The 22808-nt window shown below is 41.5% G+C and carries 34 protein-coding genes and 1 pseudogene; 2 read left to right on the forward strand and 33 right to left on the reverse strand.

Annotated features, from left to right (window positions below):
- Positions 1–2132: SNF2-related protein (locus tag ACT3QP_RS07625; protein ID WP_444525051.1), on the reverse strand; the 2132-nt coding region annotated here is incomplete at its 3' end.
- Positions 2133–2495: 363 nt separating this feature from the next.
- Here ACT3QP_RS07625 and ACT3QP_RS07630 point away from each other — a divergent pair.
- Positions 2496–2861, forward strand: a pseudogene (locus ACT3QP_RS07630) (elongation factor P hydroxylase); the annotation flags it as partial.
- Between the two features lie 580 nt (positions 2862–3441).
- Positions 3442–4062, forward strand: a complete 621-nt coding sequence (locus tag ACT3QP_RS07635; RefSeq protein WP_444525052.1) for an L-threonylcarbamoyladenylate synthase — start codon at positions 3442–3444, stop codon at positions 4060–4062.
- Between the two features lie 71 nt (positions 4063–4133).
- Here ACT3QP_RS07635 and rplQ read toward each other — a convergent pair whose 3' ends face one another.
- The 32 genes from rplQ to mreC all read right to left on the reverse strand — a co-directional run bounded on the left by rplQ (position 4134) and on the right by mreC (position 22764).
- Positions 4134–4493, reverse strand: coding sequence for a 50S ribosomal protein L17 (gene rplQ / locus ACT3QP_RS07640; RefSeq protein WP_010196736.1), 360 nt, complete (start codon positions 4491–4493; stop codon positions 4134–4136).
- A gap of 19 nt (positions 4494–4512) precedes the next feature.
- A complete protein-coding gene (locus ACT3QP_RS07645; RefSeq protein ID WP_087040762.1) occupies positions 4513–5520 on the reverse strand; it encodes a DNA-directed RNA polymerase subunit alpha in 1008 nt (335 codons plus the stop codon).
- An 80-nt stretch (positions 5521–5600) separates the two neighbouring features.
- Positions 5601–6242, reverse strand: coding sequence for a 30S ribosomal protein S4 (rpsD, locus tag ACT3QP_RS07650; RefSeq protein WP_192991923.1), 642 nt, complete (start codon positions 6240–6242; stop codon positions 5601–5603).
- Positions 6243–6290: 48 nt separating this feature from the next.
- Positions 6291–6680, reverse strand: a complete 390-nt coding sequence (gene rpsK / locus ACT3QP_RS07655) for a 30S ribosomal protein S11 (protein ID WP_192518015.1) — start codon at positions 6678–6680, stop codon at positions 6291–6293.
- Positions 6681–6700: 20 nt separating this feature from the next.
- On the reverse strand, positions 6701–7057 hold the full coding sequence (rpsM, locus tag ACT3QP_RS07660; RefSeq protein ID WP_021813384.1) for a 30S ribosomal protein S13: 357 nt from the start codon (positions 7055–7057) through the stop codon (positions 6701–6703).
- 251 nt (positions 7058–7308) lie between these two features.
- The gene (gene rpmJ, locus ACT3QP_RS07665; protein ID WP_010196721.1) at positions 7309–7425 is read right to left on the reverse strand and encodes a 50S ribosomal protein L36; all 117 of its coding nucleotides are present in this window, start codon (positions 7423–7425) and stop codon (positions 7309–7311) included.
- 33 nt (positions 7426–7458) lie between these two features.
- Positions 7459–8790, reverse strand: a complete 1332-nt coding sequence (gene secY / locus ACT3QP_RS07670) for a preprotein translocase subunit SecY (RefSeq protein ID WP_192518043.1) — start codon at positions 8788–8790, stop codon at positions 7459–7461.
- Positions 8791–8809: 19 nt separating this feature from the next.
- Complete coding sequence (gene rplO / locus ACT3QP_RS07675; RefSeq protein ID WP_192518016.1) at positions 8810–9250, reverse strand: 50S ribosomal protein L15; 441 nt, start codon at positions 9248–9250, stop codon at positions 8810–8812.
- Positions 9250–9429, reverse strand: coding sequence for a 50S ribosomal protein L30 (gene rpmD / locus ACT3QP_RS07680; RefSeq protein WP_010196714.1), 180 nt, complete (start codon positions 9427–9429; stop codon positions 9250–9252). The genes rplO and rpmD overlap by 1 nt, the downstream gene beginning before the upstream one ends.
- A 20-nt stretch (positions 9430–9449) precedes the next feature.
- Entirely contained in the window at positions 9450–9965 is a 516-nt protein-coding gene (gene rpsE / locus ACT3QP_RS07685) for a 30S ribosomal protein S5 (RefSeq protein ID WP_010196711.1), read from the reverse strand.
- A 2-nt stretch (positions 9966–9967) separates the two neighbouring features.
- The gene (gene rplR / locus ACT3QP_RS07690) at positions 9968–10318 is read right to left on the reverse strand and encodes a 50S ribosomal protein L18 (protein WP_192518017.1); all 351 of its coding nucleotides are present in this window, start codon (positions 10316–10318) and stop codon (positions 9968–9970) included.
- An 11-nt stretch (positions 10319–10329) separates the two neighbouring features.
- Positions 10330–10863: a 50S ribosomal protein L6 gene (gene rplF, locus ACT3QP_RS07695; RefSeq protein ID WP_444525053.1), complete on the reverse strand. Its 534-nt coding sequence runs from the start codon at positions 10861–10863 to the stop codon at positions 10330–10332.
- 175 nt (positions 10864–11038) lie between these two features.
- On the reverse strand, positions 11039–11437 hold the full coding sequence (gene rpsH / locus ACT3QP_RS07700; protein WP_444525054.1) for a 30S ribosomal protein S8: 399 nt from the start codon (positions 11435–11437) through the stop codon (positions 11039–11041).
- 11 nt (positions 11438–11448) lie between these two features.
- On the reverse strand, positions 11449–11754 hold the full coding sequence (gene rpsN, locus ACT3QP_RS07705) for a 30S ribosomal protein S14 (protein WP_010196705.1): 306 nt from the start codon (positions 11752–11754) through the stop codon (positions 11449–11451).
- A 12-nt stretch (positions 11755–11766) separates the two neighbouring features.
- A complete protein-coding gene (gene rplE / locus ACT3QP_RS07710; protein WP_192518020.1) occupies positions 11767–12303 on the reverse strand; it encodes a 50S ribosomal protein L5 in 537 nt (178 codons plus the stop codon).
- Positions 12304–12324: 21 nt separating this feature from the next.
- Entirely contained in the window at positions 12325–12642 is a 318-nt protein-coding gene (gene rplX, locus ACT3QP_RS07715; RefSeq protein ID WP_192518021.1) for a 50S ribosomal protein L24, read from the reverse strand.
- An 8-nt stretch (positions 12643–12650) separates the two neighbouring features.
- Positions 12651–13019, reverse strand: a complete 369-nt coding sequence (gene rplN, locus ACT3QP_RS07720) for a 50S ribosomal protein L14 (protein WP_010196702.1) — start codon at positions 13017–13019, stop codon at positions 12651–12653.
- Between the two features lie 182 nt (positions 13020–13201).
- Positions 13202–13477: a 30S ribosomal protein S17 gene (rpsQ, locus tag ACT3QP_RS07725; protein WP_021813375.1), complete on the reverse strand. Its 276-nt coding sequence runs from the start codon at positions 13475–13477 to the stop codon at positions 13202–13204.
- The gene (gene rpmC, locus ACT3QP_RS07730; RefSeq protein WP_025644397.1) at positions 13474–13671 is read right to left on the reverse strand and encodes a 50S ribosomal protein L29; all 198 of its coding nucleotides are present in this window, start codon (positions 13669–13671) and stop codon (positions 13474–13476) included. The genes rpsQ and rpmC overlap by 4 nt, the downstream gene beginning before the upstream one ends.
- Positions 13671–14084: a 50S ribosomal protein L16 gene (rplP, locus tag ACT3QP_RS07735; protein WP_075102274.1), complete on the reverse strand. Its 414-nt coding sequence runs from the start codon at positions 14082–14084 to the stop codon at positions 13671–13673. Before rplP ends, rpmC begins: the two co-directional genes overlap by 1 nt.
- Before the next feature lie 3 nt (positions 14085–14087).
- Complete coding sequence (gene rpsC / locus ACT3QP_RS07740) at positions 14088–14816, reverse strand: 30S ribosomal protein S3 (protein WP_192518022.1); 729 nt, start codon at positions 14814–14816, stop codon at positions 14088–14090.
- 3 nt (positions 14817–14819) lie between these two features.
- Entirely contained in the window at positions 14820–15149 is a 330-nt protein-coding gene (gene rplV, locus ACT3QP_RS07745) for a 50S ribosomal protein L22 (protein ID WP_010196689.1), read from the reverse strand.
- A gap of 10 nt (positions 15150–15159) precedes the next feature.
- Positions 15160–15435, reverse strand: coding sequence for a 30S ribosomal protein S19 (gene rpsS / locus ACT3QP_RS07750; protein WP_021813372.1), 276 nt, complete (start codon positions 15433–15435; stop codon positions 15160–15162).
- A 12-nt stretch (positions 15436–15447) separates the two neighbouring features.
- Positions 15448–16275: a 50S ribosomal protein L2 gene (gene rplB / locus ACT3QP_RS07755; protein WP_444525055.1), complete on the reverse strand. Its 828-nt coding sequence runs from the start codon at positions 16273–16275 to the stop codon at positions 15448–15450.
- Between the two features lie 11 nt (positions 16276–16286).
- Positions 16287–16637 carry a 50S ribosomal protein L23 gene (gene rplW, locus ACT3QP_RS07760; RefSeq protein ID WP_444525056.1) on the reverse strand — a complete coding sequence of 117 codons (351 nt, stop codon included), beginning with the start codon at positions 16635–16637 and terminating at the stop codon, positions 16287–16289.
- Complete coding sequence (rplD, locus tag ACT3QP_RS07765; protein ID WP_444525057.1) at positions 16634–17236, reverse strand: 50S ribosomal protein L4; 603 nt, start codon at positions 17234–17236, stop codon at positions 16634–16636. Before rplD ends, rplW begins: the two co-directional genes overlap by 4 nt.
- A 14-nt stretch (positions 17237–17250) precedes the next feature.
- Complete coding sequence (gene rplC / locus ACT3QP_RS07770; protein ID WP_444525058.1) at positions 17251–17889, reverse strand: 50S ribosomal protein L3; 639 nt, start codon at positions 17887–17889, stop codon at positions 17251–17253.
- Positions 17890–17938: 49 nt separating this feature from the next.
- A complete protein-coding gene (gene rpsJ / locus ACT3QP_RS07775) occupies positions 17939–18250 on the reverse strand; it encodes a 30S ribosomal protein S10 (protein WP_010196670.1) in 312 nt (103 codons plus the stop codon).
- A 402-nt stretch (positions 18251–18652) separates the two neighbouring features.
- Positions 18653–20251, reverse strand: a complete 1599-nt coding sequence (locus tag ACT3QP_RS07780) for an Rne/Rng family ribonuclease (RefSeq protein WP_444525059.1) — start codon at positions 20249–20251, stop codon at positions 18653–18655.
- A gap of 155 nt (positions 20252–20406) precedes the next feature.
- Entirely contained in the window at positions 20407–21066 is a 660-nt protein-coding gene (locus tag ACT3QP_RS07785; protein WP_444525060.1) for a Maf family protein, read from the reverse strand.
- A gap of 148 nt (positions 21067–21214) precedes the next feature.
- Positions 21215–21700, reverse strand: a complete 486-nt coding sequence (mreD, locus tag ACT3QP_RS07790) for a rod shape-determining protein MreD (RefSeq protein WP_444525061.1) — start codon at positions 21698–21700, stop codon at positions 21215–21217.
- A 230-nt stretch (positions 21701–21930) separates the two neighbouring features.
- The gene (gene mreC / locus ACT3QP_RS07795; RefSeq protein ID WP_444525062.1) at positions 21931–22764 is read right to left on the reverse strand and encodes a rod shape-determining protein MreC; all 834 of its coding nucleotides are present in this window, start codon (positions 22762–22764) and stop codon (positions 21931–21933) included.
- Positions 22765–22808: the final 44 nt, after the last annotated feature.

A 22808-nucleotide genomic window follows, 5' to 3' on the forward strand; every position in this document is an offset into this window, starting at 1 on the left:
TCAGCAAATGCTGTAAAAATGATTACTTTTTTATTATTTTCGTTTATTGGGTTTTTGCATTTATCAGAATAATTACTTTTTAGCATTGTTAGCTTCGCATCTCGTGCTGCATCTATACTTTTAGATACACGTAAGATTTCTTGAAGAAAAATACTATCCGCCTCTAGATCTTGAGTAAATCTAATTAAATCCATATCTTGGATGCGAACTTTTGTTTTATTACCTATTAGGTATGGCGCTAACTCTGGAGATTCAAATTCGAGGTCGTCAATCTCTTCAATTGATGGAGCCACAAACTCTTCCGTATTCTCACTCATCAAGTTGGAATCAAAGTGCTCTATTTTTTCTAGCAACACATTCACTTGCGTCAGTAATTTTTCTAACGTTAGCGTGAACGAGTGAATGGAGCTTTCCATACGCTTCAATAAGTTAATGCGGATAAGATGAATTAAGCTTTCTTCGCGATCAATCTGCTTAAATACACTTTTCCCACCTTTAACTTCTTGGTCATACCTTCGGGCATATTCAGCTTTTTTATCGACTCTGACGTATTTTATTGGTGAGTAAAATGCTAATGAGAGCCTACGAATATTTTTATTTACTTCTTCTAAAGGTGGGAACTGATCCTTTAGGTCTATTGAAGCCTTAAGATTGATTGGTAGCAGACGTGTGGGGAATTTCCCCATATCTGATGTACCATAATACTTTTCAATATGCTTACGAGAACGAGCAATAGTATAAATATCAAGCAACTTAAAATAATCAAAGTTCATTGAATCAAGCAAATCTTTTGAAGTACGCTCATCAGGATCTTGTTCTGCCCATTTTGAAAACCTTGTTTGCGCTTGCCTTAGTGTTCCTTCAATACTGCTGATGCCATGATCTAGCAAAGCATGGTCATTTGCTTCAGTAATGAAAGCCACTTGGTTTTTCATATCATTCAAACGGTTATTTACTGGTGTGGCAGAAAGCATCAGCACTTTAGTTTTTACGCCAGCTTGAATAATATCTTCAAGCAACCTTTGATAGCGATTACGCCCATCTTTTTTAGGATTATTATTCCTAAAGTTATGCGACTCATCGATTACAACGAGGTCATAGTTACCCCAATTAATAGTTTCAAGATTTATATCTCCTGAATAACCACTGGTACGACTCATGTCCGTATGGTTTAGCACATCATAATTAAAACGGTCACTTGCAAGTAGATTACGCTTATCGTTCTGTGTATAGATTAGCCAGTTATCACGCAACTTTTTTGGACAGAGAACTAAGACCTTATCATTACGAAGCTCGTAGTACTTAATTACAGCAAGTGCCTCGAATGTTTTACCTAAGCCTACACTATCAGCAATAATACATCCGTTAAAGTGTTCCAGCTTATTGATTGCACCTAACACGCCATCCTTTTGAAACTTATAGAGCTTATTCCAGACGATAGTATCTTTAAAACCTGTTTTTACTTTCAAAATCTTATCTTCTTGCAGCTCACCAATAAAGCCTTTAAAGATACTATACAAAGTAATGAAGTAAATAAATTGTGGTGTTTGATCCGAAGTTAGCTTTGCTAACTCTGCTTGATAAAGCTCTTTAGCTTCTTTGACTTGCGCTTTGCTACCCCAAACTCGATTAAAGAATGCAAGCAACTCTTTGGCTTGGTCAGCATTTGCAAGGGTTATCATATCAAAACCCTTAGATTCAGTTAGACCCAGACCTTGGCCGTTAAATTGAGCCCCATTGATAGCAACTGATTCAAATATTGAATCAACATGTATGACATGTTGATGAACGGCACCAATCTGTTGAACCAGTCGAACTGAAACTTTTTTCTCTAACCAACTTGCAAACTCTTGGGCTACTGCCTTCTGTTTTAGCTGATTACGAAACTTATTTTCTAACGCAGTGCCATTTAATGCACCAAATGGAGACTCATTATCTGATGAACTTAAATAATCAAACCCTTTAGCTTGAGAGAAGAGCAGTCGAGCTGAATCAACTTTATTAAGTGACTCTTTTAAATGTTCGTATGCGTATATAGAGAAAAGGCCTGTCATTACTGCAAGCTTGTCATTATCTTGAATCGAATTAATAAGAGTATCAGATACTTTTTCTACCACGTTATCTATTAGCATACTGCCCAAACATCCTTTATATTTTAATTTAATATTGTCGAAGACTTAGCATTTTAAGAGAACACAAAAATTTCAAGATTGTTAAAATTATTCTTTAACCAGAGTCAAAATTTAGGTTTTTTTAGGAAGGTGTAATACAATCACTTTATTAGGCATCATCTTATCATAAGATAACTGAGGCGCAGAGATAGATAACCTCCTTCTCAGTCTTGAATATAAGCGGTGTTTATCTAATTAGGTAGAATGTACAACAGCTGAATTTTTCATGAATTAATGTACATTTTCTTTTCAATTGATAAAAATATACTTAGATTCTAAATCTATTAATTTTCAACAACATAGTCATGTACACTAATGACAAAGAGTTTACTAGAATTAAGTCACTGGTGTATCGCTGGAGAGTCTCGTAGACGATTGCCTGATTTTGGATACTGGTATGCACCCGATGGGCGATCAGCAGCACAACAGCAGGCTTTTGAGCGTGTAGAAATTAAACCCCAAGCATTAGAATGTCTCTTCACTTTAGCCTGTGGACGCTCCTTTCAAGTCTCACAAGATAACTTATTTGCAGATTTTGATACCAGTGCTAGTACTTTCGTGAGAGATGTTTATCAGCAGGTAAAAGAATATATCGCAAGACCTCATACTTTACCACGTGACGCAAAAACTTTATTATTCACTTTGCTTAGTATTTCTACCATTAAACCCTCCGAACCAGTCGTCACTTAACACTATTATTTCTTGCAACCTAGATATAGTCACTCCACTATAAAAGTATTACAACGTTAACCTCGCTTGAAGTATCACGTATACATCTACACTCGTTTGCCTTGTACTATTTTTAATATTGAATCGACTATAGCCAATCATTTTGTACGAACAATAACGCCTCACCACTAAAATTATATATGCTTTACGTTATAATAAGATATATATGCAATCTAATCTATTATAGTCATTCCATTATGAAAGTATTACAGCGTTAACCTCGTTTGAAGTATTAGATATGCATCTACACTTGGCTGCCTTGTACTACTTTTCAATTGAATCAACTATAGTGTTAGGGCTTGTCCTCAATTCAAGCGATAGCTTTCTAACTAGGCTAAAAATAGCAAAGTTTTGCCAAACTTCGTCAAATAGCTGGTTAATATCTCGATATTGTTTACACTATATTCTCGTTTGATGGCAATTTATCTCATTGTTATCTGCAGTTTTGAAATGAGGACACACCCCAGACAGCTTTAATTCAGCCACCTAAATACTTATTTAAATGAAGAAAAACCTCATAACTATAAGATAAGGAAGCATCATGCAAGTATTCTATATTCACCCTGATAATCCACAACCACGCCTTATTGAACAAGCAGCTGATCTGTTACGTAAAGATCAATTAATCATCTATCCTACCGATACTAGCTACGCTTTCGGTTGTCGCTTGGGTGCGAAAGATGCTCTAGAAAAGCTTAAACAGATTCGTGAGCTTGATGACAAGCATCAATTTACACTACTATGCCGCGATCTAAGTGAAATTGCCAACTACGCAACTGTAGACAATATGCAATTTAAACAACTTAAAGCGCACACTCCGGCGCCCATAACCTTTATCCTAAATGCCACAAAAGATGTGCCGAAAAAACTGTCTCATGCTAAAAAAAGAACCATTGGCATTCGAGTACCAAGTAACACTATTGCTCAAGCACTGTTAGAAGCAATGGATGAACCCATTTTAACCAGCTCACTAATACTGCCTAACCGTGATGATGTTCTCGATGACCCATTTGAAATTGAAGATATCTTGGGCAATCAGATTGATGGCCTAATAAATGCAGGTATAAAAACCACCAAGTTAACCACCATTGTAGATATGACTAGTGGCCAACCTGAAGTCATTAGACAAGGTGCTGCTAGTGTTGATTCATTATTGCTGTAGTTGAAAATTTGACATAAAAAAAGCTCCAATTAATTGGAGCTTTTTTTATACATAATATATTCAGTGTCAAACTAGTCACGATCAACTAGCTCTACATATGCCATTGGCGCATTATCACCATCACGATGACCGCATTTTACGATACGCAAATAACCACCTGGACGAGTTTGGTAACGAGGACCTAACGTGCCAAATAATTTGCCTACCATAGCTTTGCTACGCATACGGCTAAATGCTAAACGACGGTTAGCAACGCTGTCTTCTTTAGCCATAGTGATTAATGGCTCGGCAACGCGACGTAGTTCTTTAGCTTTTGGTAAAGTTGTTTTAATCAGTTCATGCTCAAATAATGAGTTAGTCATGTTCTGAAACATTGCCTTACGATGACTGCCGGTACGACCCAGCTTGACTCCACTCTTACGATGGCGCATAGTCAAAAATCCTTAAAGTTTAACGGCTACGATAAGAAAAGCGATCATCAACACGTAAATCAGCTGGTGGCCAGTTATCTAGGCGCATACCGAGCTCTAAATCTTTAGACGCTAACACGTCTTTGATTTCTGTTAATGATTTCTTACCAAGATTTGGGGTTTTTAGTAGTTCAGTCTCTGAACGCTGTACCAAATCACCGATATAGTAAATGTTTTCAGCTTTTAAGCAGTTGGCTGAGCGAACCGTTAGTTCAAGATCGTCCACAGGGCGTAATAGCACCGGATCAACCTCTTCTTTTTCTTTCACAGGCTCAGGCGCTTCTTCAGCTTCTAGGTCAACAAAGATAGAAATCTGTTGTTGTAAAATAGTGGCTGCTTTACGAATTGCTTCTTCTGGATCTATAGTGCCATTAGTTTCAAGCTCAACGATAAGACGATCAAGATCAGTACGCTGCTCTACACGAGCGTTCTCAACCTGATAAGCAACACGAAGCACAGGACTAAAGCTTGCATCAAGCTTCAAGCGTCCAATTGCTTTAGTATCACCATCTTCACGGCGCTGGTTTGCTGGCTCATATCCACGACCCATTACTACACGCAAACGCATCTTAAGATGACCACGATCACTCAATGTACCCAATACCAATTCTGGATTGATGATGTCTACATTATGTGGTAACGCGATGTCTGCAGCAGTAATAGTGCCTGGACCTTGTTTATCCAAGGTCAAAAATACTTCATTTTGGTCATGAAGAGTGATTGCCAAGCCTTTTAAGTTCAAAAGCAAGTCAAGCACGTCTTCTTGTAGTCCTTCAAGTGTTGAGTATTCATGGTCAACACCATCAATCTCAGCTTCAATGACTGCAGCACCAGGTAATGAAGATAACAAGATGCGACGTAAGGCATTACCTAAAGTATGCCCAAAGCCGCGTTCTAACGGTTCGAGCGTGACTTTCGCAATCGTTTCATTAACCGTATCCACGTTAATGGCATTCGGCGTTAGAAACTCAGTTGCATTTAGCATCATGATGTCACCTCGATTTATTAAACTGGTTTAATTAACGTTAATTGCTCAATGTCATTTTCACGACATCGAGCAGTACGTCATTACTTAGAGTATAGCTCAACGATCAAGCTTTCGTTGATTTCAGCAGGTAGATCAATACGATCAGGCGCTTGTTTAAACGTGCCCTGTAGTTTGCTGTGGTCAACATCTAGCCATTCTGGAATACCACGTTGTGTCGCTAGTTCAACAGCGTTTTTAATACGTAGTTGTTCGCGAGACTTCTCTTGGATAGCGATGACATCACCATCTTGAAGCTGAATTGATGGAATGTTCACACGAACAAACTCATCACGGCCAGCTTTTTTCACCATAACAGTACGATGACTGACTAGCTGACGTGCTTCTGCGCGAGTTGAGCCAAAGCCCATGCGATAGACCACGTTATCTAGACGACTTTCTAGCATAGCTAGTAAGTTCTCACCAGTAGCACCACGCTTACGAGCAGCTTCTTTATAGTAGTTAGCGAATTGACGCTCTAGTACACCATAAATACGCTTAACTTTTTGCTTTTCACGCAACTGTAGAGCATATTCTGAGGTCTTGTTACGGCTTACACCGTGTTGACCTGGTGGACGACCAGCTTTTTTCGTTTTTACGTCGTATGGTTTAACACCAGACTTAAGACCTAAGTCAGTACCTTCACGACGTGATAATTTGAGTTTTGGTCCAATATAGCGGGCCATTGTTATGTCTCCTATAAGCTTCTGGGATAAAAAGCTTCGTCTTTAATATTAGACGCGGCGCTTTTTGGGCGCACGGCAACCATTGTGTGGGATTGGGGTTACATCAGAGATGCTGTTAACTTTATAACCCAATGCACCTAGTGCTCTTACCGCAGACTCACGACCCGGTCCTGGTCCTTTGACCAAAACATCGATATTCTTAACACCATATTCTTGGGCCGCTTTACCAGCGACTTCAGCTGCAACCTGAGCTGCAAATGGTGTAGATTTACGTGAACCACGGAAGCCTTGTCCACCTGAAGTGGCCCAAGCCAATGCATTACCTTGGCGATCGGTAATCGTAACAATGGTGTTATTAAAAGACGCATGGATATGGGCTACGCCCTCCGATACTGAACGACGAGCCACCTTTTTGCGACTACGAGTGTCTTTTGCCATCTTTTAGCTTCCTAAGTTAATTATCTTTTGAGAGGGCGTGTCGGACCCTTACGAGTACGAGCGTTGTTCTTAGTGTTTTGACCTCTAACTGGTAGGTTACGACGATGGCGAATGCCACGGTAACAACCAAGATCAACTAAGCGCTTAATATTCATTGACACTTCACGACGAAGATCACCTTCAGTCATGTAATTTGCAACTTGTGCACGGATAGCATCTAACTGTGTATCATCTAACTGGCTAACTTTAGTAGTAGGGGCAATGCCAACTGCTTCTAAGATTTTCTGAGCAGTGGTACGACCTACACCAAAGATATAAGTTAGTGAAATAACAGCATGCTTATTATCCGGAATGTTTACGCCGGCAATACGAGCCATTGATTTCTCTCCATTAAAGAAAAATGAGCATTATCTCTCGATAAAGCGTTATTTTTCAGATTTGTTGCTGTCGATACGTAAAATTTCATAACACTTTTCCTGAATTGACCTAATAATAAGCCAACCATTAAAAGCACTATAAAAGCTTTTCATATAAACTACGGCAAGTGGCGGATAATAACTCATCCGCCGTCATTTTTCAAGTATTAATTTAATCAGTAATAGAGCCTAGGGCTAAATCACACTAAATATTAACCTTGACGTTGCTTGTGGCGAGGTTCTGCTGTACAAATAATATGTACACGGCCTTTACGGCGCACAACTTTACAGCTACCACAAATCTTTTTAACTGATGCTTGAACTTTCATAGCATGCTCCTTGAAATATCGTACCGCTCATTTTTAAGGTTGAGTGGGCGATTGAATTAACGTCTGATCATGATATTGATGGGTCATCAAATGCGCTTGAATCTGCGATATGAAATCCATTACCACAACCACCATAATCAGTAAAGACGTACCACCGAGTTGAAACGGCACACCAAACGATGACTGGACGACCATTGGCATTAAACAAATAACCGTCATATACATCGCGCCAATAAAGGTCAGTCGGTTTAATACATGATCGAGGTAACGCTGAGTTTGTTGTCCTGGGCGAATACCTGGAATATACGCACCACTACGTTTAAGGTTCTCTGCAACTTCACGGGGACTAAATACCAGAGCCGTATAGAAATAGCAGAAGAAAATAATCATCGCACCAAACAGTACCAAATATAGCGGCTGCCCTGGAGACAATACCAATGCCATATTTTGTAATATTTTTTGTGTAAAGGTTGGATCAGTCGATTGACCAACCCATTGTCCCAAACTTGCTGGAAACAACAACAGAGAGCTTGCAAAAATAGCAGGGATAACGCCTGCCATATTTAGCTTCAACGGCAAATGAGATTGCTGCTGAGCATAAATTTTGCGACCTTGTTGCTGTTTCTGTGCATAGTTTACAGGCACACGGCGTTGGGCACGTTCAATATAAACAATACCAGCAGTAACCGCGATACCTAGCAACACAAAAATAAATAATACAATCAAGTTCATCTGCCCTTGATTGACTTGTTCGATAGATTGCGAAATCATACCTGGTGTACCAGCCACAATACTCGCAAAAATGAGCATCGAAATACCGTTACCCACACCACGCTCTGTAATCTGCTCACCAAGCCACATTAAAAACATAGCGCCCGCTACTAAAGAAGTAACGGCTGGAATATAAAAAGTAAGACCAGAAGATAAAGTAAGATTTTGACTGATTAAACCAGCACACATTCCTAATGACTGTACTAATGCTAAAGCAAGTGTCCCCTGACGGGTATACTTATTTAACTTACGTCGTCCTGCTTCCCCCTCTTTTTTGAGAGCTTCAAGCGATGGTAATACCGCAGACATCATCTGTACAATAATCGATGCTGAGATATATGGCATAATGCCAAGTGCCATAATGGACATACGTTCTAGTGCACCACCTGAAAACATGTTGAACATGCTCAAAATGGTATTTTCGTTGCGCGAAAACAGATCAGCCAAATTAACTGGGTTAATACCCGGTACTGGAATATGTGACCCTAAACGATAAACAATCAATGCGCCGATTAAGAATAATAAACGCGTCCATAATTCATCATACTTTCGTATAAATGCGAATGGATTAAGCGGTATACCAGTCGATGACATTGATTGTTTTGACACGTTACTACTCCTCGATGCTACCACCAGCAGCTTCGATTGCTTGCTTAGCGCCTTTAGTTACTTTAATACCTTTAAAGGTGTAAGCTTTAGTAACTTCGCCTGATAACATCACACGGGCACGCTTCATATCATGACGAATAAGGTTGGCAGCTTTAAGTGTTTCAATACTAACCACATCGCCTTCAATTTGTTTTAGTTCAGAAAGACGTACTTCAGCAGTTTTCATTGCCATCTTACTGGTAAAACCAAATTTTGGTAGACGACGGTATAAAGGCATTTGACCACCTTCAAATCCTGAGCGAATGCTAGAACCTGAACGAGACTTCTGACCTTTTACACCACGACCACCAGTCTTACCAAGACCTGAACCGATACCACGACCACGACGTTGGGCAGTTTTCTTTGCGCCAACACCTGGTGATAATTCATTTAATCTAAGACCCATTACGCTTCCTCCACTTTTACCATGTAGTTAACGCGATTGACCATACCACGAGTTGAAGGAGTATCTTCTACTTCAACAGTATGATTAATGCGGCGTAAACCCAATCCTTTCAAGCTCGCTTTGTGGCTCTTTAGGCGATGGGCACCCGATTTAAATTGAGTGACTTTCATTTTTTTCATCGTAACTCACCTAGTCTAAGTTAACCCAAGATTTCGTCTACAGATTTACCACGTTTAGCTGCCATCTTCTCTGGAGTTGACATATCACGTAAACCGTTAAACGTTGCACGAACAACGTTAGCAGTATTGGTAGAACCATAACATTTAGTCAAAACATCTTTGACACCAGCAACTTCTAACACAGCACGCATTGCACCACCAGCGATTACGCCAGTACCTTCAGATGCAGGCTGCATATAGACTTTACTAGCACCATGACGTGCTTTGATCGGATGATACAAAGTTGCATCATTTAACTCAACAGTAATCATATTACGTTTAGCAGCTTCTAGTGCTTTTTGAATAGCAGCTGGCACTTCACGTGCTTTACCACGACCAAAACCCACGCGACCATTGCCGTCACCCACTACAGTCAACGCAGTGAACGAAAAAATACGACCACCTTTAACTACTTTTGCAACACGATCAACGGTAACTAAGCGTTCTACTAGACCGTCAGTCTGTTCATTTTTATCATTTTTATCATTTCTAGCCATGATTAAAACTCCAATCCGTTTTCGCGAGCCGCTTCAGCTAAAGCTTTAACTCGACCATGATATTTAAAACCACTACGGTCAAAGGCAACTTTATTAATGCCAGCTGCTTTTGCGCGTTCTGCGATCATTTGGCCTACAGACGTTGCTGCATCAACATTACCAGTCGCACCAGAGCGCAAGCTGCCGTCTAAGGTAGATGCCTGAGCAATCACTTCACCACCGTTAGGAGAGATAATCTGGGCATAAATATGTTTTGGCGTACGGTTAACCGTTAAGCGATGAACGCCTAAGAAACGGATATGCGCACGGGTTTTCTTTGCTCGACGTAGACGAGCTGCTTTTTTATCAAACATTTCAACTCACCTTATTTTTTCTTAGCTTCTTTGCGAATCACATGCTCGTCACTATAACGAATACCTTTACCTTTATAAGGCTCAGGTGGGCGGAAACCACGGATGTTAGCCGCTGCTTGGCCAAGCTGCTGTTTATTGTTTGATTTCAAAACAATTTCAGTTTGCGTTGGGGTTTCAGCTGATACACCTTCAGGCAACGTATACTCTACTGGGTGAGAATAGCCAACGTTTAACGTTACTTTATTGCCAGCAACTTGTGCACGATAACCAACACCAATCAATTGAAGACGTTTTTCAAAGCCTTCATGAACGCCTTTAACATAGTTGTTAACTAGAGCGCGCATGGTGCCAGTGTACATCATAGCTTCTTTTGAATCGACTGTAGGTGAGAAAATGATAGCATCATCTTCCTGTTTCAGCTCGACCAATTCATGCAGGCGTAAAGACAAATTGCCGTTCTTGCCTTTAACTTCGACCTGCCGATCGTTCAAAGTAACGCTTACGCCGTTTGGCAGCGTTACTGGGGCTTTAGCCACACGAGACATAGGAATATTCCTTAAAAAATTAACTTCTTTATATTAGCGAAAAAACTAACAGGCTAAAAAGCATGTTAGTTTAGCATAGTTGACTGTGTTAGACACCTATCAATTTAAATTAATTTATAACCATTCAATTAACAAGAGCCTAACAACTATCAAATAAACTTCATCGTCGTGTAGCTTACGCTACAAATGCGACAATTTCACCACCGATACCAGCAGCGCGTGCAGCACGATCGCTCATGATACCTTGGCTAGTTGATACAATAGCAACGCCCATACCCTGTTTAACAGTAGGAATAGAATCTTTACCACGGAACTGACGCAAACCAGGACGGCTATAACGTTGAATAGTTTCGATGACAGCTTTGCCTTCGAAGTATTTTAGTTCAATAGTAAGTGTTGCTTTGTTGTTTGCTTCTTCAGCGACAACAGCACTAGCCACATAACCTTCGCTAACCAATAAATCAGCAATTGATTTACGTAATTTAGAGTTCGGCATTGCTACCGATACTTTATTAGCCATTTGTGCGTTACGAATACGGGTTAGCATATCCCCAACGGTATCTTGCATACTCATATAGTTACTCCTTACCAGCTTGCTTTACGAACACCAGGCACATCGCCTTGCATGACACGCTCACGCAGCATATTGCGTGATAAGCCAAACTTGCGGAAGTAACCATGAGGACGACCGGTGATAGCACAACGATTACGCAGACGTACTGGTGATGAATTACGTGGTAGAGCTTGTAGCTCTAGCATCGCTTCCATACGAGTTTCGTCACTTGCAGTCATATCACTGATAGTTTCTTTTAGCTTGATACGCTTTTCAGCATATTTAGCAACCATTTTTTCGCGCTTTAATTCGCGGTTAATCATGCTCTTCTTTGCCATAACGTCTTTACCTTATTTAAATGGGAAGCCGAATGCTTTAAGCAACGCACGACCTTCTTCATCACTACTAGCTGACGTGGTGATTGTCACATCCATACCACGGATACGATCAATTTTGTCAAAATCTACTTCTGGGAATACGATTTGTTCTTTAATACCCAATGAGTAGTTACCACGTCCGTCAAAGGCTTTAGGTGAAAAACCGCGGAAATCACGAATACGAGGAATTGCAATGGCAATGAGACGATCTAAAAATTCGTACATTTGCTCACCGCGTAGCGTTACTTTACAGCCAATTGGCCATTCTTCACGAATTTTAAAACCAGCAACTGATTTACGCGCTTTAGTAACAACAGGCTTTTGACCAGCAATAGCGGTCATATCGGCAACGGCACCTTCAAGAATTTTCTTATCTTGAGACGCGCCGCCCACACCCATGTTAAGTGTGATTTTAGTGATTTTAGGCACTTGCATCACATTTGTTAAACCAAGCTCTTCTTTGATTTGCTGCTTTAACTTATCGTTATATAAAGATTTTAATCTTGCCATTACCATTACACCCTTAGTGTCTTACGCAGTCGCCACTACTTCACCGTTCGAACGATAGACGCGTTGTTTCTTGCCGTCTTCATCGAACTGATAAGTAATACGATCAGCTTTTTGGGTTTGCGCATTTAAAATTGCGACATTTGAGATATGTAGAAAAGCTTCTTGCTTAAGAATACCGCCTTCAACGCCAGCTGCCTGATTAGGCTTCTGATGTTTAGTAACAATATTAATGCCTTCTACTTTAATACGATCGTTTTTTACAGCTTGTACAGTACCTTGTTTGCCTTTATCTTTCCCAGCAATCACGATAACTGTATCGCCTTTACGTAATTTTGACATGGATTACCTCACAATACTTCTGGTGCAAGTGATACAATTTTCATAAACTGATCACCACGTAGTTCACGAGTTACCGGTCCAAAAATACGAGTTGCAATTGGCGCTTTGTTTTGGTTTAACAATACCGCAGCATTGTCATCAAAACGCAACACAGAACCATCCGGACGACGAACGCCTTTTTTGGTACGCACAACTACTGCATTCATCACGTCGCCTTTTTTAACACGACCACGAGGAATGGCTTCTTTAACCGTTACTTTAATAATGTCGCCAACTGATGCATAACGACGATGAGAACCACCCAGTACTTTAATGCACTGAACTCGCCTTGCACCGCTATTATCTGCAACTTCCAGCATTGACTCAACCTGAATCATAGCGTTACTCCACACGTATGAGCAATAAAAACCAGTTGCTGCCGCTAGCACAGTATGAGTAGACGGCATTTTAATATAAATAGCCGCGACCTACTCTTAATGTGAGTGATATACGCTCGGCGCAATCAGCATCCTTAAAAAGGCGGCTATTCTAACAGCTTCTGGCTTTTAATGCAATTTACTTAGATTTTTTCTACTTTTTCAACCACATCAACTAAAGTCCAAGACTTAGTTTTTGAGATTGGACGCGTTTCTTTGATACGGACAAGGTCACCTTGTTGGCAAACATTGTTCTCATCATGTGCTTTGATTTTTGTAGAACGACGAAGCTGTTTGCCATATAGAGGATGACGAACCAGACGCTCAATCAAAACTGTGATGGACTTATCCATCTTGTCGCTGACAACTCGTCCTGTCAATACGCTAGCATTGGTAGCTGTTTGATTGTTATCGCTCATGAGTCGCCTCGTTGTTTCTCGTTAATCAAAGTCTGAAGCTGTGCAATCGTACGACGATTGGCACGTACTTCATGGGTATTACCCAACTGACCAGTTGCTTTAGCCATACGAATACGGAAAGCATCAAGTTGCTTTTCATCAAGTAACTGGGTCAGTTCTTCTAATGATTTATCACGTAATTCACTGATCTTCATTACATTATCGTCCGCTTAACAATGGTAGTTTTAAAGGGCAGTTTTGCTGCGGCAAGCGTTAACGCTTCACGAGCAAGCTCTTCAGAGACCCCTTCGATTTCATATAGCACTTTACCAGGCTTGATTTCGCATACCCAATATTCAACAGGACCTTTACCTTTACCCATACGTACTTCTAATGGTTTGTTGGTAATTGGCTTGTCTGGGAATACACGAATCCAAATCTTACCGCCACGCTTAATTTTACGAGTGATGGTACGACGTGCTGCTTCAATTTGACGGGCAGTCATACGACCACGAGTCAACGATTTTAGACCAATTTGTCCAAATGCAACGGTGCTTCCACGATGAGCTAGCCCAGTGTTACGACCTTTGTGCATTTTACGAAACTTGGTACGTTTTGGCTGTAACATAGTTTAACCTCTGTCTGAGTTTCGACGGTTTCCGTTTCCACGACCACGGCGTTTTGGCGCACGAGGCTTCTCTTCGTTGACGGGGTTATAAACACTGTTCATACCGTCAAGGATTTCGCCACGGAAAATCCAAACTTTTACACCGATAGTGCCGTAAGTTGTCTCTGCACGTACTGACGCATAGTCAATATCAGCGCGGAGTGTATGCAATGGCACACGACCTTCACGGTACCATTCAGTACGAGCAATCTCAGCACCGCCAAGACGGCCAGACAACTCAACTTTAATACCTTTAGCACCAGAACGCATGCTGTTCTGTACAGCGCGCTTCATTGCACGACGGAACATAACACGACGCTCAAGTTGGCTACCAATACCGTCTGCAACCAGACGTGCATCAAGATCAGGTGACGTGATTTCTTCAATGTTGACCTGAGCAGGTACGCCCATAATTTTGGTCAATTCTTTTTGAAGTCTTTCGATATCTTCGCCTTTCTTACCGATAACGATACCAGGGCGCGCAGTGGCGATGGTAATCTTAGCAGCGCCAGTAGGACGCTCGATCATGATGTTACTGATCATAGCGTTATCTAGCTTCTTGCGAAGGTATTCACGAACTTGAATGTCGTTGATGAGGTATTCTGAGTATTGTTTAGGGTTAGCATACCAGTTTGCATTATGCTTTTTGACAACACCAAGACGAATTCCGATTGGATGTACTTTTTGACCCATAACTTATTCTCCTACCTTTATAGTGATGTGACAAGTACGCTTGCTGATACGATCAGCGCGACCTTTGGCACGTGGTAGGATACGTTTTAGCGTAATGCCTTCATCAACGTAGATAGTTGATACTTTAAGAGTATCGATATCTAGACCGTTGTTGTTTTCGGCATTGGCGATAGCTGAGTTAAGACATTTCTTAACAAACACAGCGCCTTTTTTATTGCTATACGTTAGGATATCCAAAGCACGCTCAATAGATTTGCCACGAACTTCATCAGCAACGAGTCTAACTTTTTGTGCCGATATGGCGGCACCGCGTAATTTTGCAGTTACTTCCATGGTAAGCACCTTATTTCTTAGCTTTTCTGTCAATGCCATGACCACGATACGTACGAGTCGGGGCAAATTCACCTAGTTTATGACCAACCATCTGTTCGCTCACGATAACCGGTACATGAGTACGGCCGTTGTGAACAGATAAAGTTAGGCCAACCATTTGTGGCAAAATCATCGAGCGGCGCGACCAAGTCTTAATTGGCTTGCGTGAGTTGGTGTCTAATGCATTCTCAACTTTAGCAAACAAATGCGCGTCTATGAATGGACCTTTTTTCAATGAACGAGGCATGAAATTCTTCCTTTATTTCTTCTTGGCGCGACGGCGGATGATCATGTTGTCAGTACGCTTATTACTACGCGTTTTAAGTCCTTTAGACTTCTGACCCCAAGGGCTAGTTGGATGGCGACCTTTGTTACGACCTTCACCACCACCATGTGGGTGATCAACCGGGTTCATAGCGACACCACGAACTGAAGGACGAACACCACGCCAACGTGAAGCACCGGCTTTACCAAGTGATTTCAAGTTGTTTTCAGTGTTAGAAACTTCACCGATAACAGCACGGCAATTCACATGTACGCGGCGAGTCTCGCCAGAACGTAAACGTAGAATAGCATAAATACCGTCACGACCTAATAACTGAACACTAGCACCCGCTGCACGAGCCATCTGTGCACCTTTACCGATTTTAAGTTCGATATTGTGAATCACAGTACCCAATGGGATGTTTTTCAGTGGTAAACAATTACCTGGACGGATTGGTGAAGTTTCACCTGACATTACCGTATCACCAACTGCTTGTTTTTTAGCAGCAATAATGTAACGACGTTCGCCATCCGCATACTTAAGCAAGGCAATGTGTGCAGTACGGTTAGGATCGTATTCAATACGTTCTACTGTAGCTGGGATATTGTCTTTAGTACGTTTGAAATCGATAACACGATAATGCTGCTTATGACCACCGCCAATATGACGAGTCGTTATGCGACCATTATTATTACGACCACCTGACTTACTTTTTGATTCAAGAAGCGCTGCAAAAGGACGACCTTTGTAAAGGTGTGGATGCACCACTTTTTCAACAAAACGACGGCCTGGTGATGTTGGCTTTGCTCTTACGATAGGCATGAGTGTAATCCTTATTCGTTATTCGCTGTTTCACTAGCAGAATCAGTAGTGTTTACTACGTCTTCACCAGCATCAGCCATTTGTACATCTTGACCAGCTTTTAAGGTAACATAGGCTTTTTTGTAGTCGTTACGACGGCCGATGCTTTTACCAAAACGCTTTGTCTTACCTTTAACATTCAAAGTGTTCACTTTAGTAACTTCAACACCTTCAAACATCAACTCAACTGCTTTTTTGACTTCAAGCTTAGTAGCATTAGAATCAATTTTAAATACCTGCACACCAAGTGAGTCGCCAAGCATTTGAGATTTTTCTGAGAATACAGGCCCTCTTAAGACCTGATAAAGTCTTGCGTTATTCATGCTAGTGCTTCCTCAAATTGTTTCGCAGCTTCAACTGACATGACCACTTTATCAAATGCGATCAAGCTCACTGGGTCCACTTCATTTGTACCAAGTACATTGACATGTGGAATGTTGCGAGCAGCTAAGTATAAGTTTTCGTCAACTTCTTTAGTGACGATCAAGGCACGAGGTGCACCAAGCTCATTTAGCTTTGCAATCAGTTCTTTAGTTTTCGGCCCAGAAACGCTCAACTCTTCTACCAAAATCAAACGCTCTTGGCGAATCAATTCGGCTAGGATGCACTGCATCGCACCGCGATACATTTTACGGTTTACTTTCTGTGACCAATCTTGTGGTTTTGCAGCGAATGCACGACCACCTGAACGCCAGATTGGGCTACGAATAGAACCCGCACGAGCGCGACCAGTACCTTTTTGGCGCCATGGCTTGATGCCACCGCCAGAAACTTCGGCACGGGTTTTTTGTGCGCGTGTACCTTGGCGAGCACCAGCTAAATAAGCGGTGACGACTTGATGCACTAGTGCTTCGTTGAATTCACGACCAAATGCCGTATCAGAAAGCTCAACCGCCGCACCTGTAACTGTTTTTAAATCCACGTTAATCCCCTTGCTTAGGCTTTGACTGACGGACGTACGATAACATCGCCACCGGTGGCACCTGGGATAGCACCCTTGATGACAAGTAACCCTTTTTCGGCATCAACCGAAATCACTTCTAGGCCTTGAACGGTAACGCGCTTGTTACCCATCTGACCCGCCATCTTTTTGCCTTTGAATACTTTACCTGGTGACTGGTTCTGACCAGTTGAACCATGTGCACGATGAGACACTGAGTTACCATGAGTAGCATCTTGCATACTAAAGTTGTGACGCTTAACAGGACCCTGGAAACCTTTACCTTTACTGTTTCCTGTCACATCAACCATCTGACCTTGTTCGAACAAGTCAGCTAGAATTTCGCCACCAATCTCACGACCTTCAAGATCGCTTTCGTTGGCACGAAATTCCCAAACACCACGGCCAGCTTTAACACCAGCTTTAGCGAAGTGACCTTTCTGTGCAGCTGTTACACGGCTGTCACGACGGGTACCTGTGGTAATTTGGATGGCTTGATAACCATCTACATCAGTATTTTTTACTTGAGTAATGCGGTTTGCATCGACCTCAACCACTGTTACAGGGATAGATGCGCCTGTTTCAGTGAAGACACGGGTCATGCCGCACTTTTTACCGACTAAACCGATCGCCATTTTAGACCTCTTTATATCTTATATTAATGGGTTGGGTGTTTAATGTGCATTAACCCAAAGCAATTTGAACGTCAACACCCGCCGCTAAATCTAATTTCATTAGCGCATCCACAGTTTTGTCAGTTGGCTGAACGATATCAACCATACGCTTATGAGTACGAATTTCGTACTGGTCACGAGCGTCTTTATTAACGTGTGGTGAGGTTAGAACGTTGAAGCGCTCAATGCGAGTCGGCAACGGTACAGGACCACAAACTTGCGCACCGGTGCGCTTTGCAGTATCAACAATCTCTTGTGCAGATTGATCGATCAAACGATGATCAAAAGACTTAAGACGGATACGGATTCTCTGGTTAGCCATGCCAGCAAGCTCCTAATATGTGCTTTTATCATTCTTGCTTTGCAAAGATATGATCAAAAGCCGTTTGGTTAAATATTCACTTAAAGCGGCCTTCTGTTCTTAACCAGAATGAGTTCTTTATCCGAACTTATAGCGTGCCAAAAGTAAAATAGTTTAAAGCCCCGCCGACCCTCCTATATATTGGAAAGCAGCAAAGGCATAATGAAATAGTGCTAGAAACGATGCTCTAGCTGTCATAGCGCCAGCTTTTCTAGTCAGCTGCGCATATATAATTCAGTGGTGTGTATTATACATATTATTTCGCTCATTGCAAGAGCTATATCTGTAGTCGGTCTAGATATTACGCTTTTTAAGCATCGCTATCTATTTCTAATGATTCCGTTATCTATAACAGATAAGCCATCAGTCTAAAACGATATCATATTGTTCTTGGGTATAAAGATTTTCCACATCAAAAGTAATCACCCTACCAAGTAAATATTCCAGATCTGCTACGGTATCTGACTCTGTCGTTAGTAGCAAGTCAATGACTGATGCATGGGCCACGACGGTGAATTTTTTGGGAGAGTTATAAGTGCGAGCACAGCGCATAATCTCACGAAATATTTCAAAACACACGGTTTCAGCTGTTTTTACAAAGCCACGGCCTTGACAGGTTGGGCACGGCTCACAAAGCTGCTGCCCTAATGACTCACGGGTACGTTTACGGGTCATCTCTACCAAGCCAAGCTCACTGACTTGCGTAATCTTAGTCTTGGCATAATCTTGCTTTAACTGAGCTTGTAAGCTCTCTAACACATCGTCTTTGTGCTGTTGTTCTAGCATATCGATAAAGTCTAAAATAATGATGCCACCTAGATTTCGCAAACGCAGCTGACGAGCAATGGCATGAGTCGCCTCTAGATTGGTTTTATAAACAGTGTCTTCTAATGATCGACCACCAACAAAGGAACCCGTGTTTACGTCAATCGTTGTCATCGCTTCTGTTTGATCGATAATCAAATAACCACCTGACTTGAGATCTACGCGGCGTTTTAAGGCATCACGTAAGTCATCTTCGACACGGTGTATATCAAATAGAGATTGCTCAGCAGTATAATGGACAATTCGATCGTAGACAAAAGGTACAAACTCTTTGGCAAAGTATCTTACTTGCTCATATATCTGTGTATTGTCGATGATGACTTTTTCGGTATCAGCATGTACCAAGTCACGAATAGATCTTAATGGCAGTGCCAGTTCTTGGTAAATAAGCTCTGAGCTTTGATGGTGGTTTATTTCTTGGCGACGAGCACAGATAGTGCGCCATAGCTGTAACAGGTAATAGATATCTTCTTCAAGCTTTTCGACAGGAACGCGTTCAGCAGCGGTACGAGCAATCAATCCACCTTTTAGATTAACCGTTTGCATTAAACTACTGAGTTCAGTTTTTAGACGAGTACGTTCTTCATCGCCGTCAATACGCTGCGATATACCGATATGTTCACTTGATGGCAGGTACACCAAATAGCGTGACGGTAGCGATATGTTGGTGGTCAGACGAGCACCTTTACTACCTAACTGATCTTTCGTTACTTGCACTAAGATACGTTGGCTTTCGTGTAGACGATGCTGAATCAATGTTTTAGAAACAGGCATAATTTCCGAGCTTGGCACGCTAACTACAGGTGACATAACGGCCAAATCATCGTCAGAAGTATTCACAAGGCCACGGTCTGTATCGCTTTCTTTATGTACAGCGGCTTTATTTTTACTTTCTGCAACTGGGCGCGGCTCACGCTGCATATCATTGACATGCAAAAAAGCTGTACGTGACTGACCAATATCAACAAACGCTGCTTGCATACCAGGTAGGACACGGACAACCGTACCCAGATAAATATTACCAACCAAACCCAGTTTATGATGACGTTCGATATAAATCTCGCCCAAGATACCATTGTCTAATACTGCAACACGGGACTCCATTGGACTAATATTAATGAGCAGCTCTTCGGACATAATGTTTTTCTCTTATCTCTCAGCTTTTTTGTTAGGCGTTCATCGCCTATTAGCTTTATAGTGTAACAAATGCGACTTACTCTTGCCCATTACCCTACCGTGTCATTATGTGCAGAACATCAGTCATTCACTTTTAGCAGGTTCATGATATTTGCTTAATCTGCCTGCATGTCTCTAATAAGTGCCAATGTTTGCGATAGCGGTAAGCCAACGACGTTAGTGTAGCTACCATTAATACGGCTCACCCATGCAGCACCTAAACCTTGAATACCATAACCACCTGCTTTATCAGCAGGCTCACCACTGTCCCAGTAGTCGCTCATCATCGGTTCCGTCAGCGGAATAAATGTAACTTCTGTGCGTTCAGTGATTTGTTGGCGGTTCACAACTTGAAAACCTTGCTGATAATCAGTCGTTAAATTAGCAAGGTCTGGCAATAATGATATTTGAGTCGCTTGAACTGCCGTCCAAACCTCATGAACATTATCAGACATTTGCTGCCACATACTATAGGCATGCTCGCGATCGACTGGTTTGACCAGAACCGTTTTACCATCTGGTAATACACCAATGGTATCTGAGGTTAAAATAATAAGCTGCTCAGCACAGTTCATTTTATTGGCTTGGATCTTTTCATTTAGCTGTTTTATCGCCGCCTCAGCTTTGGTAGCGACCATGCGCTCGATATAGTCTTTTGGCGACTCATTATCATAGCGTATTTCATTGATATCTGCACTCAAGATACTAAAATTCAGCTTTGCTCTTTCCAATAGCTCACGGCGGCGCGGCGAACCAGATGCTAAAACGATATCCATCGCTACTCTCTTACTGTATAAATTATTGTGTGTTGAGAATTTATCCTCATAGAGGTTTTATAGATAATAGATACTCAAATCAAAAAAAATCACGCTTAACTACTCATGCATGATTGCTAGCGCCAAACGCTATCCGTCATCGCTTTGATTAACGTGTAAACTTACGTAAAATAAGTAATACCAATGGCCAGCTTAGAATACTCATCATTAATGAAAAGGCGGATTGTGCAACAAAGATGTTTTGAACAAACATCTGCAATACCCATAGAGCTAATTGAAATACAGTCAATCCTAGGCTCGCGATTACCCATGCACTAACAGTATTTAACTGCTTAACATAGATACTGGTCAGTTTAATCACAAGCGCTACTACTACTGCTGCAAAAGCTTGCTGTCCTAGGTGGGTATCCATCAGTAAGTCAGCGATAAAACCGATGGTAAATGCCGTAAAGATACCGACATAACGCGGTTGAAACAACAACCAAAAAACCAAAACCATCACCATGACCATAGGACGCAATGTAGCCATACTAGGACTTAATGGATAAATATTAAGCGATGATGCAACAACGAAGCTAAGAATAATCGTAACAATGATCAGTACCGTTGCATTCTCAGAATCAGGATACGACATGAGTACTTACCTTAGCGGGTGTGTTAGCGGCTGCTATTAAAACATAATTAAGCATTGATGTGATGTTCACTGTGACTAAACAGATAATAAGTATATAAGCGACTACTAGGGTGTGCTTTCAACCCAATTAATAGTCATTTACATAGGCTAAAGAGGACAATGTTTTGCCGAACGATGTCAAATATTGGGTTAATAGCTCGATATTAAGCAGCACTGATGAGTAACACTATTTAGTTGGCTAGTTTATCTTGGAGAATGAGCACATAAGCGTTATCGATAAAATTTGCCGCTGGTGTCACTTCTATACTTTTAAAATTATCGGCTTGGGTGTTTTGGATATGAGCCACACGACCGACTCGGTAACCGGCTGGAATCCGGCCGCCTAACCCTGATGAAACTAACTCGTCACCCACACGTACGTCTGATGTTTTGAATACATAATCAAGGCTCAGCGAGGTTGGTATTCCTTGTCCGGTAACGATAGCGCGTTGACCAGTACGTTTAACCGTAACGGCAACTGATTGCTGTTCATCGGTTATCAATAGCAAGCGACTGGTATTGGGATAGACATTAATGATTTGCCCTAAAATACCCGTTTCGTCAATAACCGTTTGTCCAACTTGCACCCCATCTCGTGCACCTTTATTCAGCATCACAATTTGTCTAAGTAAATTGGTATCAGTACCGATAACCTGTGCTAGATTGAGCTCAAACTGCTCAGGCTTGGTGGTTGATAAAATACCTTGCAGGCGCGCATTTTGTGCCAAGATATAATCTTGTTGCTGAAGCTTGGCTTGTGCGTGTATCAGTTGCGACTTTAATTGTATATTTTCGCGGCGTAGTGTTTCTTTAGATTGTAAGCTTCCACTCGCCCAATGTTTGGCATAGCTGGGTAATAGTGACAACTCATAGATAGGCTGCATAGCAGCATGGCTAGTATTGCGTATTGAATTAAACCACTCTGGATTTTTGCTATCGAACCACATCAGTACTAAAGCTGCTATCAGTACTATGGCAGTCTTACGAAGTGCTAACGGCTGGCGCGCAAAAATACTTGGAATCATAAGTCGTCTAACTCAGGGGTTATAAAATAAACGGTAGCCAGTGC

Origin of the sequence: Psychrobacter sp. AOP7-B1-24, assembly GCF_052376215.1 — a bacterium.
Taxonomy (GTDB): Bacteria; Pseudomonadota; Gammaproteobacteria; order Pseudomonadales; family Moraxellaceae; genus Psychrobacter.

Bases quoted from the DNA above. Each gene is read 5' to 3' on its own strand.
- ACT3QP_RS07635 (WP_444525052.1), top strand. From the start codon at position 3,442: ATGCAAGTATTCTATATTCACCCTGATAATCCACAACCACGCCTTATT.
- rplQ (WP_010196736.1), bottom strand. From the start codon at position 4,493: ATGCGCCATCGTAAGAGTGGAGTCAAGCTGGGTCGTACCGGCAGTCAT.
- ACT3QP_RS07645 (WP_087040762.1), bottom strand. From the start codon at position 5,520: ATGATGCTAAATGCAACTGAGTTTCTAACGCCGAATGCCATTAACGTG.
- rpsD (WP_192991923.1), bottom strand. From the start codon at position 6,242: ATGGCCCGCTATATTGGACCAAAACTCAAATTATCACGTCGTGAAGGT.
- rpsK (WP_192518015.1), bottom strand. From the start codon at position 6,680: ATGGCAAAAGACACTCGTAGTCGCAAAAAGGTGGCTCGTCGTTCAGTA.
- rpsM (WP_021813384.1), bottom strand. From the start codon at position 7,057: ATGGCTCGTATTGCCGGCGTAAACATTCCGGATAATAAGCATGCTGTT.
- rpmJ (WP_010196721.1), bottom strand. From the start codon at position 7,425: ATGAAAGTTCAAGCATCAGTTAAAAAGATTTGTGGTAGCTGTAAAGTT.
- secY (WP_192518043.1), bottom strand. From the start codon at position 8,790: ATGTCATCGACTGGTATACCGCTTAATCCATTCGCATTTATACGAAAG.
- rplO (WP_192518016.1), bottom strand. From the start codon at position 9,250: ATGGGTCTTAGATTAAATGAATTATCACCAGGTGTTGGCGCAAAGAAA.
- rpmD (WP_010196714.1), bottom strand. From the start codon at position 9,429: ATGAAAAAAATGAAAGTCACTCAATTTAAATCGGGTGCCCATCGCCTA.
- rpsE (WP_010196711.1), bottom strand. From the start codon at position 9,965: ATGGCTAGAAATGATAAAAATGATAAAAATGAACAGACTGACGGTCTA.
- rplR (WP_192518017.1), bottom strand. From the start codon at position 10,318: ATGTTTGATAAAAAAGCAGCTCGTCTACGTCGAGCAAAGAAAACCCGT.
- rplF (WP_444525053.1), bottom strand. From the start codon at position 10,863: ATGTCTCGTGTGGCTAAAGCCCCAGTAACGCTGCCAAACGGCGTAAGC.
- rpsH (WP_444525054.1), bottom strand. From the start codon at position 11,437: ATGAGTATGCAAGATACCGTTGGGGATATGCTAACCCGTATTCGTAAC.
- rpsN (WP_010196705.1), bottom strand. From the start codon at position 11,754: ATGGCAAAGAAGAGCATGATTAACCGCGAATTAAAGCGCGAAAAAATG.
- rplE (WP_192518020.1), bottom strand. From the start codon at position 12,303: ATGGCAAGATTAAAATCTTTATATAACGATAAGTTAAAGCAGCAAATC.
- rplX (WP_192518021.1), bottom strand. From the start codon at position 12,642: ATGTCAAAATTACGTAAAGGCGATACAGTTATCGTGATTGCTGGGAAA.
- rplN (WP_010196702.1), bottom strand. From the start codon at position 13,019: ATGATTCAGGTTGAGTCAATGCTGGAAGTTGCAGATAATAGCGGTGCA.
- rpsQ (WP_021813375.1), bottom strand. From the start codon at position 13,477: ATGAGCGATAACAATCAAACAGCTACCAATGCTAGCGTATTGACAGGA.
- rpmC (WP_025644397.1), bottom strand. From the start codon at position 13,671: ATGAAGATCAGTGAATTACGTGATAAATCATTAGAAGAACTGACCCAG.
- rplP (WP_075102274.1), bottom strand. From the start codon at position 14,084: ATGTTACAGCCAAAACGTACCAAGTTTCGTAAAATGCACAAAGGTCGT.
- rpsC (WP_192518022.1), bottom strand. From the start codon at position 14,816: ATGGGTCAAAAAGTACATCCAATCGGAATTCGTCTTGGTGTTGTCAAA.
- rplV (WP_010196689.1), bottom strand. From the start codon at position 15,149: ATGGAAGTAACTGCAAAATTACGCGGTGCCGCCATATCGGCACAAAAA.
- rpsS (WP_021813372.1), bottom strand. From the start codon at position 15,435: ATGCCTCGTTCATTGAAAAAAGGTCCATTCATAGACGCGCATTTGTTT.
- rplB (WP_444525055.1), bottom strand. From the start codon at position 16,275: ATGCCTATCGTAAGAGCAAAGCCAACATCACCAGGCCGTCGTTTTGTT.
- rplW (WP_444525056.1), bottom strand. From the start codon at position 16,637: ATGAATAACGCAAGACTTTATCAGGTCTTAAGAGGGCCTGTATTCTCA.
- rplC (WP_444525058.1), bottom strand. From the start codon at position 17,889: ATGGCGATCGGTTTAGTCGGTAAAAAGTGCGGCATGACCCGTGTCTTC.
- rpsJ (WP_010196670.1), bottom strand. From the start codon at position 18,250: ATGGCTAACCAGAGAATCCGTATCCGTCTTAAGTCTTTTGATCATCGT.
- ACT3QP_RS07780 (WP_444525059.1), bottom strand. From the start codon at position 20,251: ATGTCCGAAGAGCTGCTCATTAATATTAGTCCAATGGAGTCCCGTGTT.
- ACT3QP_RS07785 (WP_444525060.1), bottom strand. From the start codon at position 21,066: ATGGATATCGTTTTAGCATCTGGTTCGCCGCGCCGCCGTGAGCTATTG.
- mreD (WP_444525061.1), bottom strand. From the start codon at position 21,700: ATGTCGTATCCTGATTCTGAGAATGCAACGGTACTGATCATTGTTACG.
- mreC (WP_444525062.1), bottom strand. From the start codon at position 22,764: ATGATTCCAAGTATTTTTGCGCGCCAGCCGTTAGCACTTCGTAAGACT.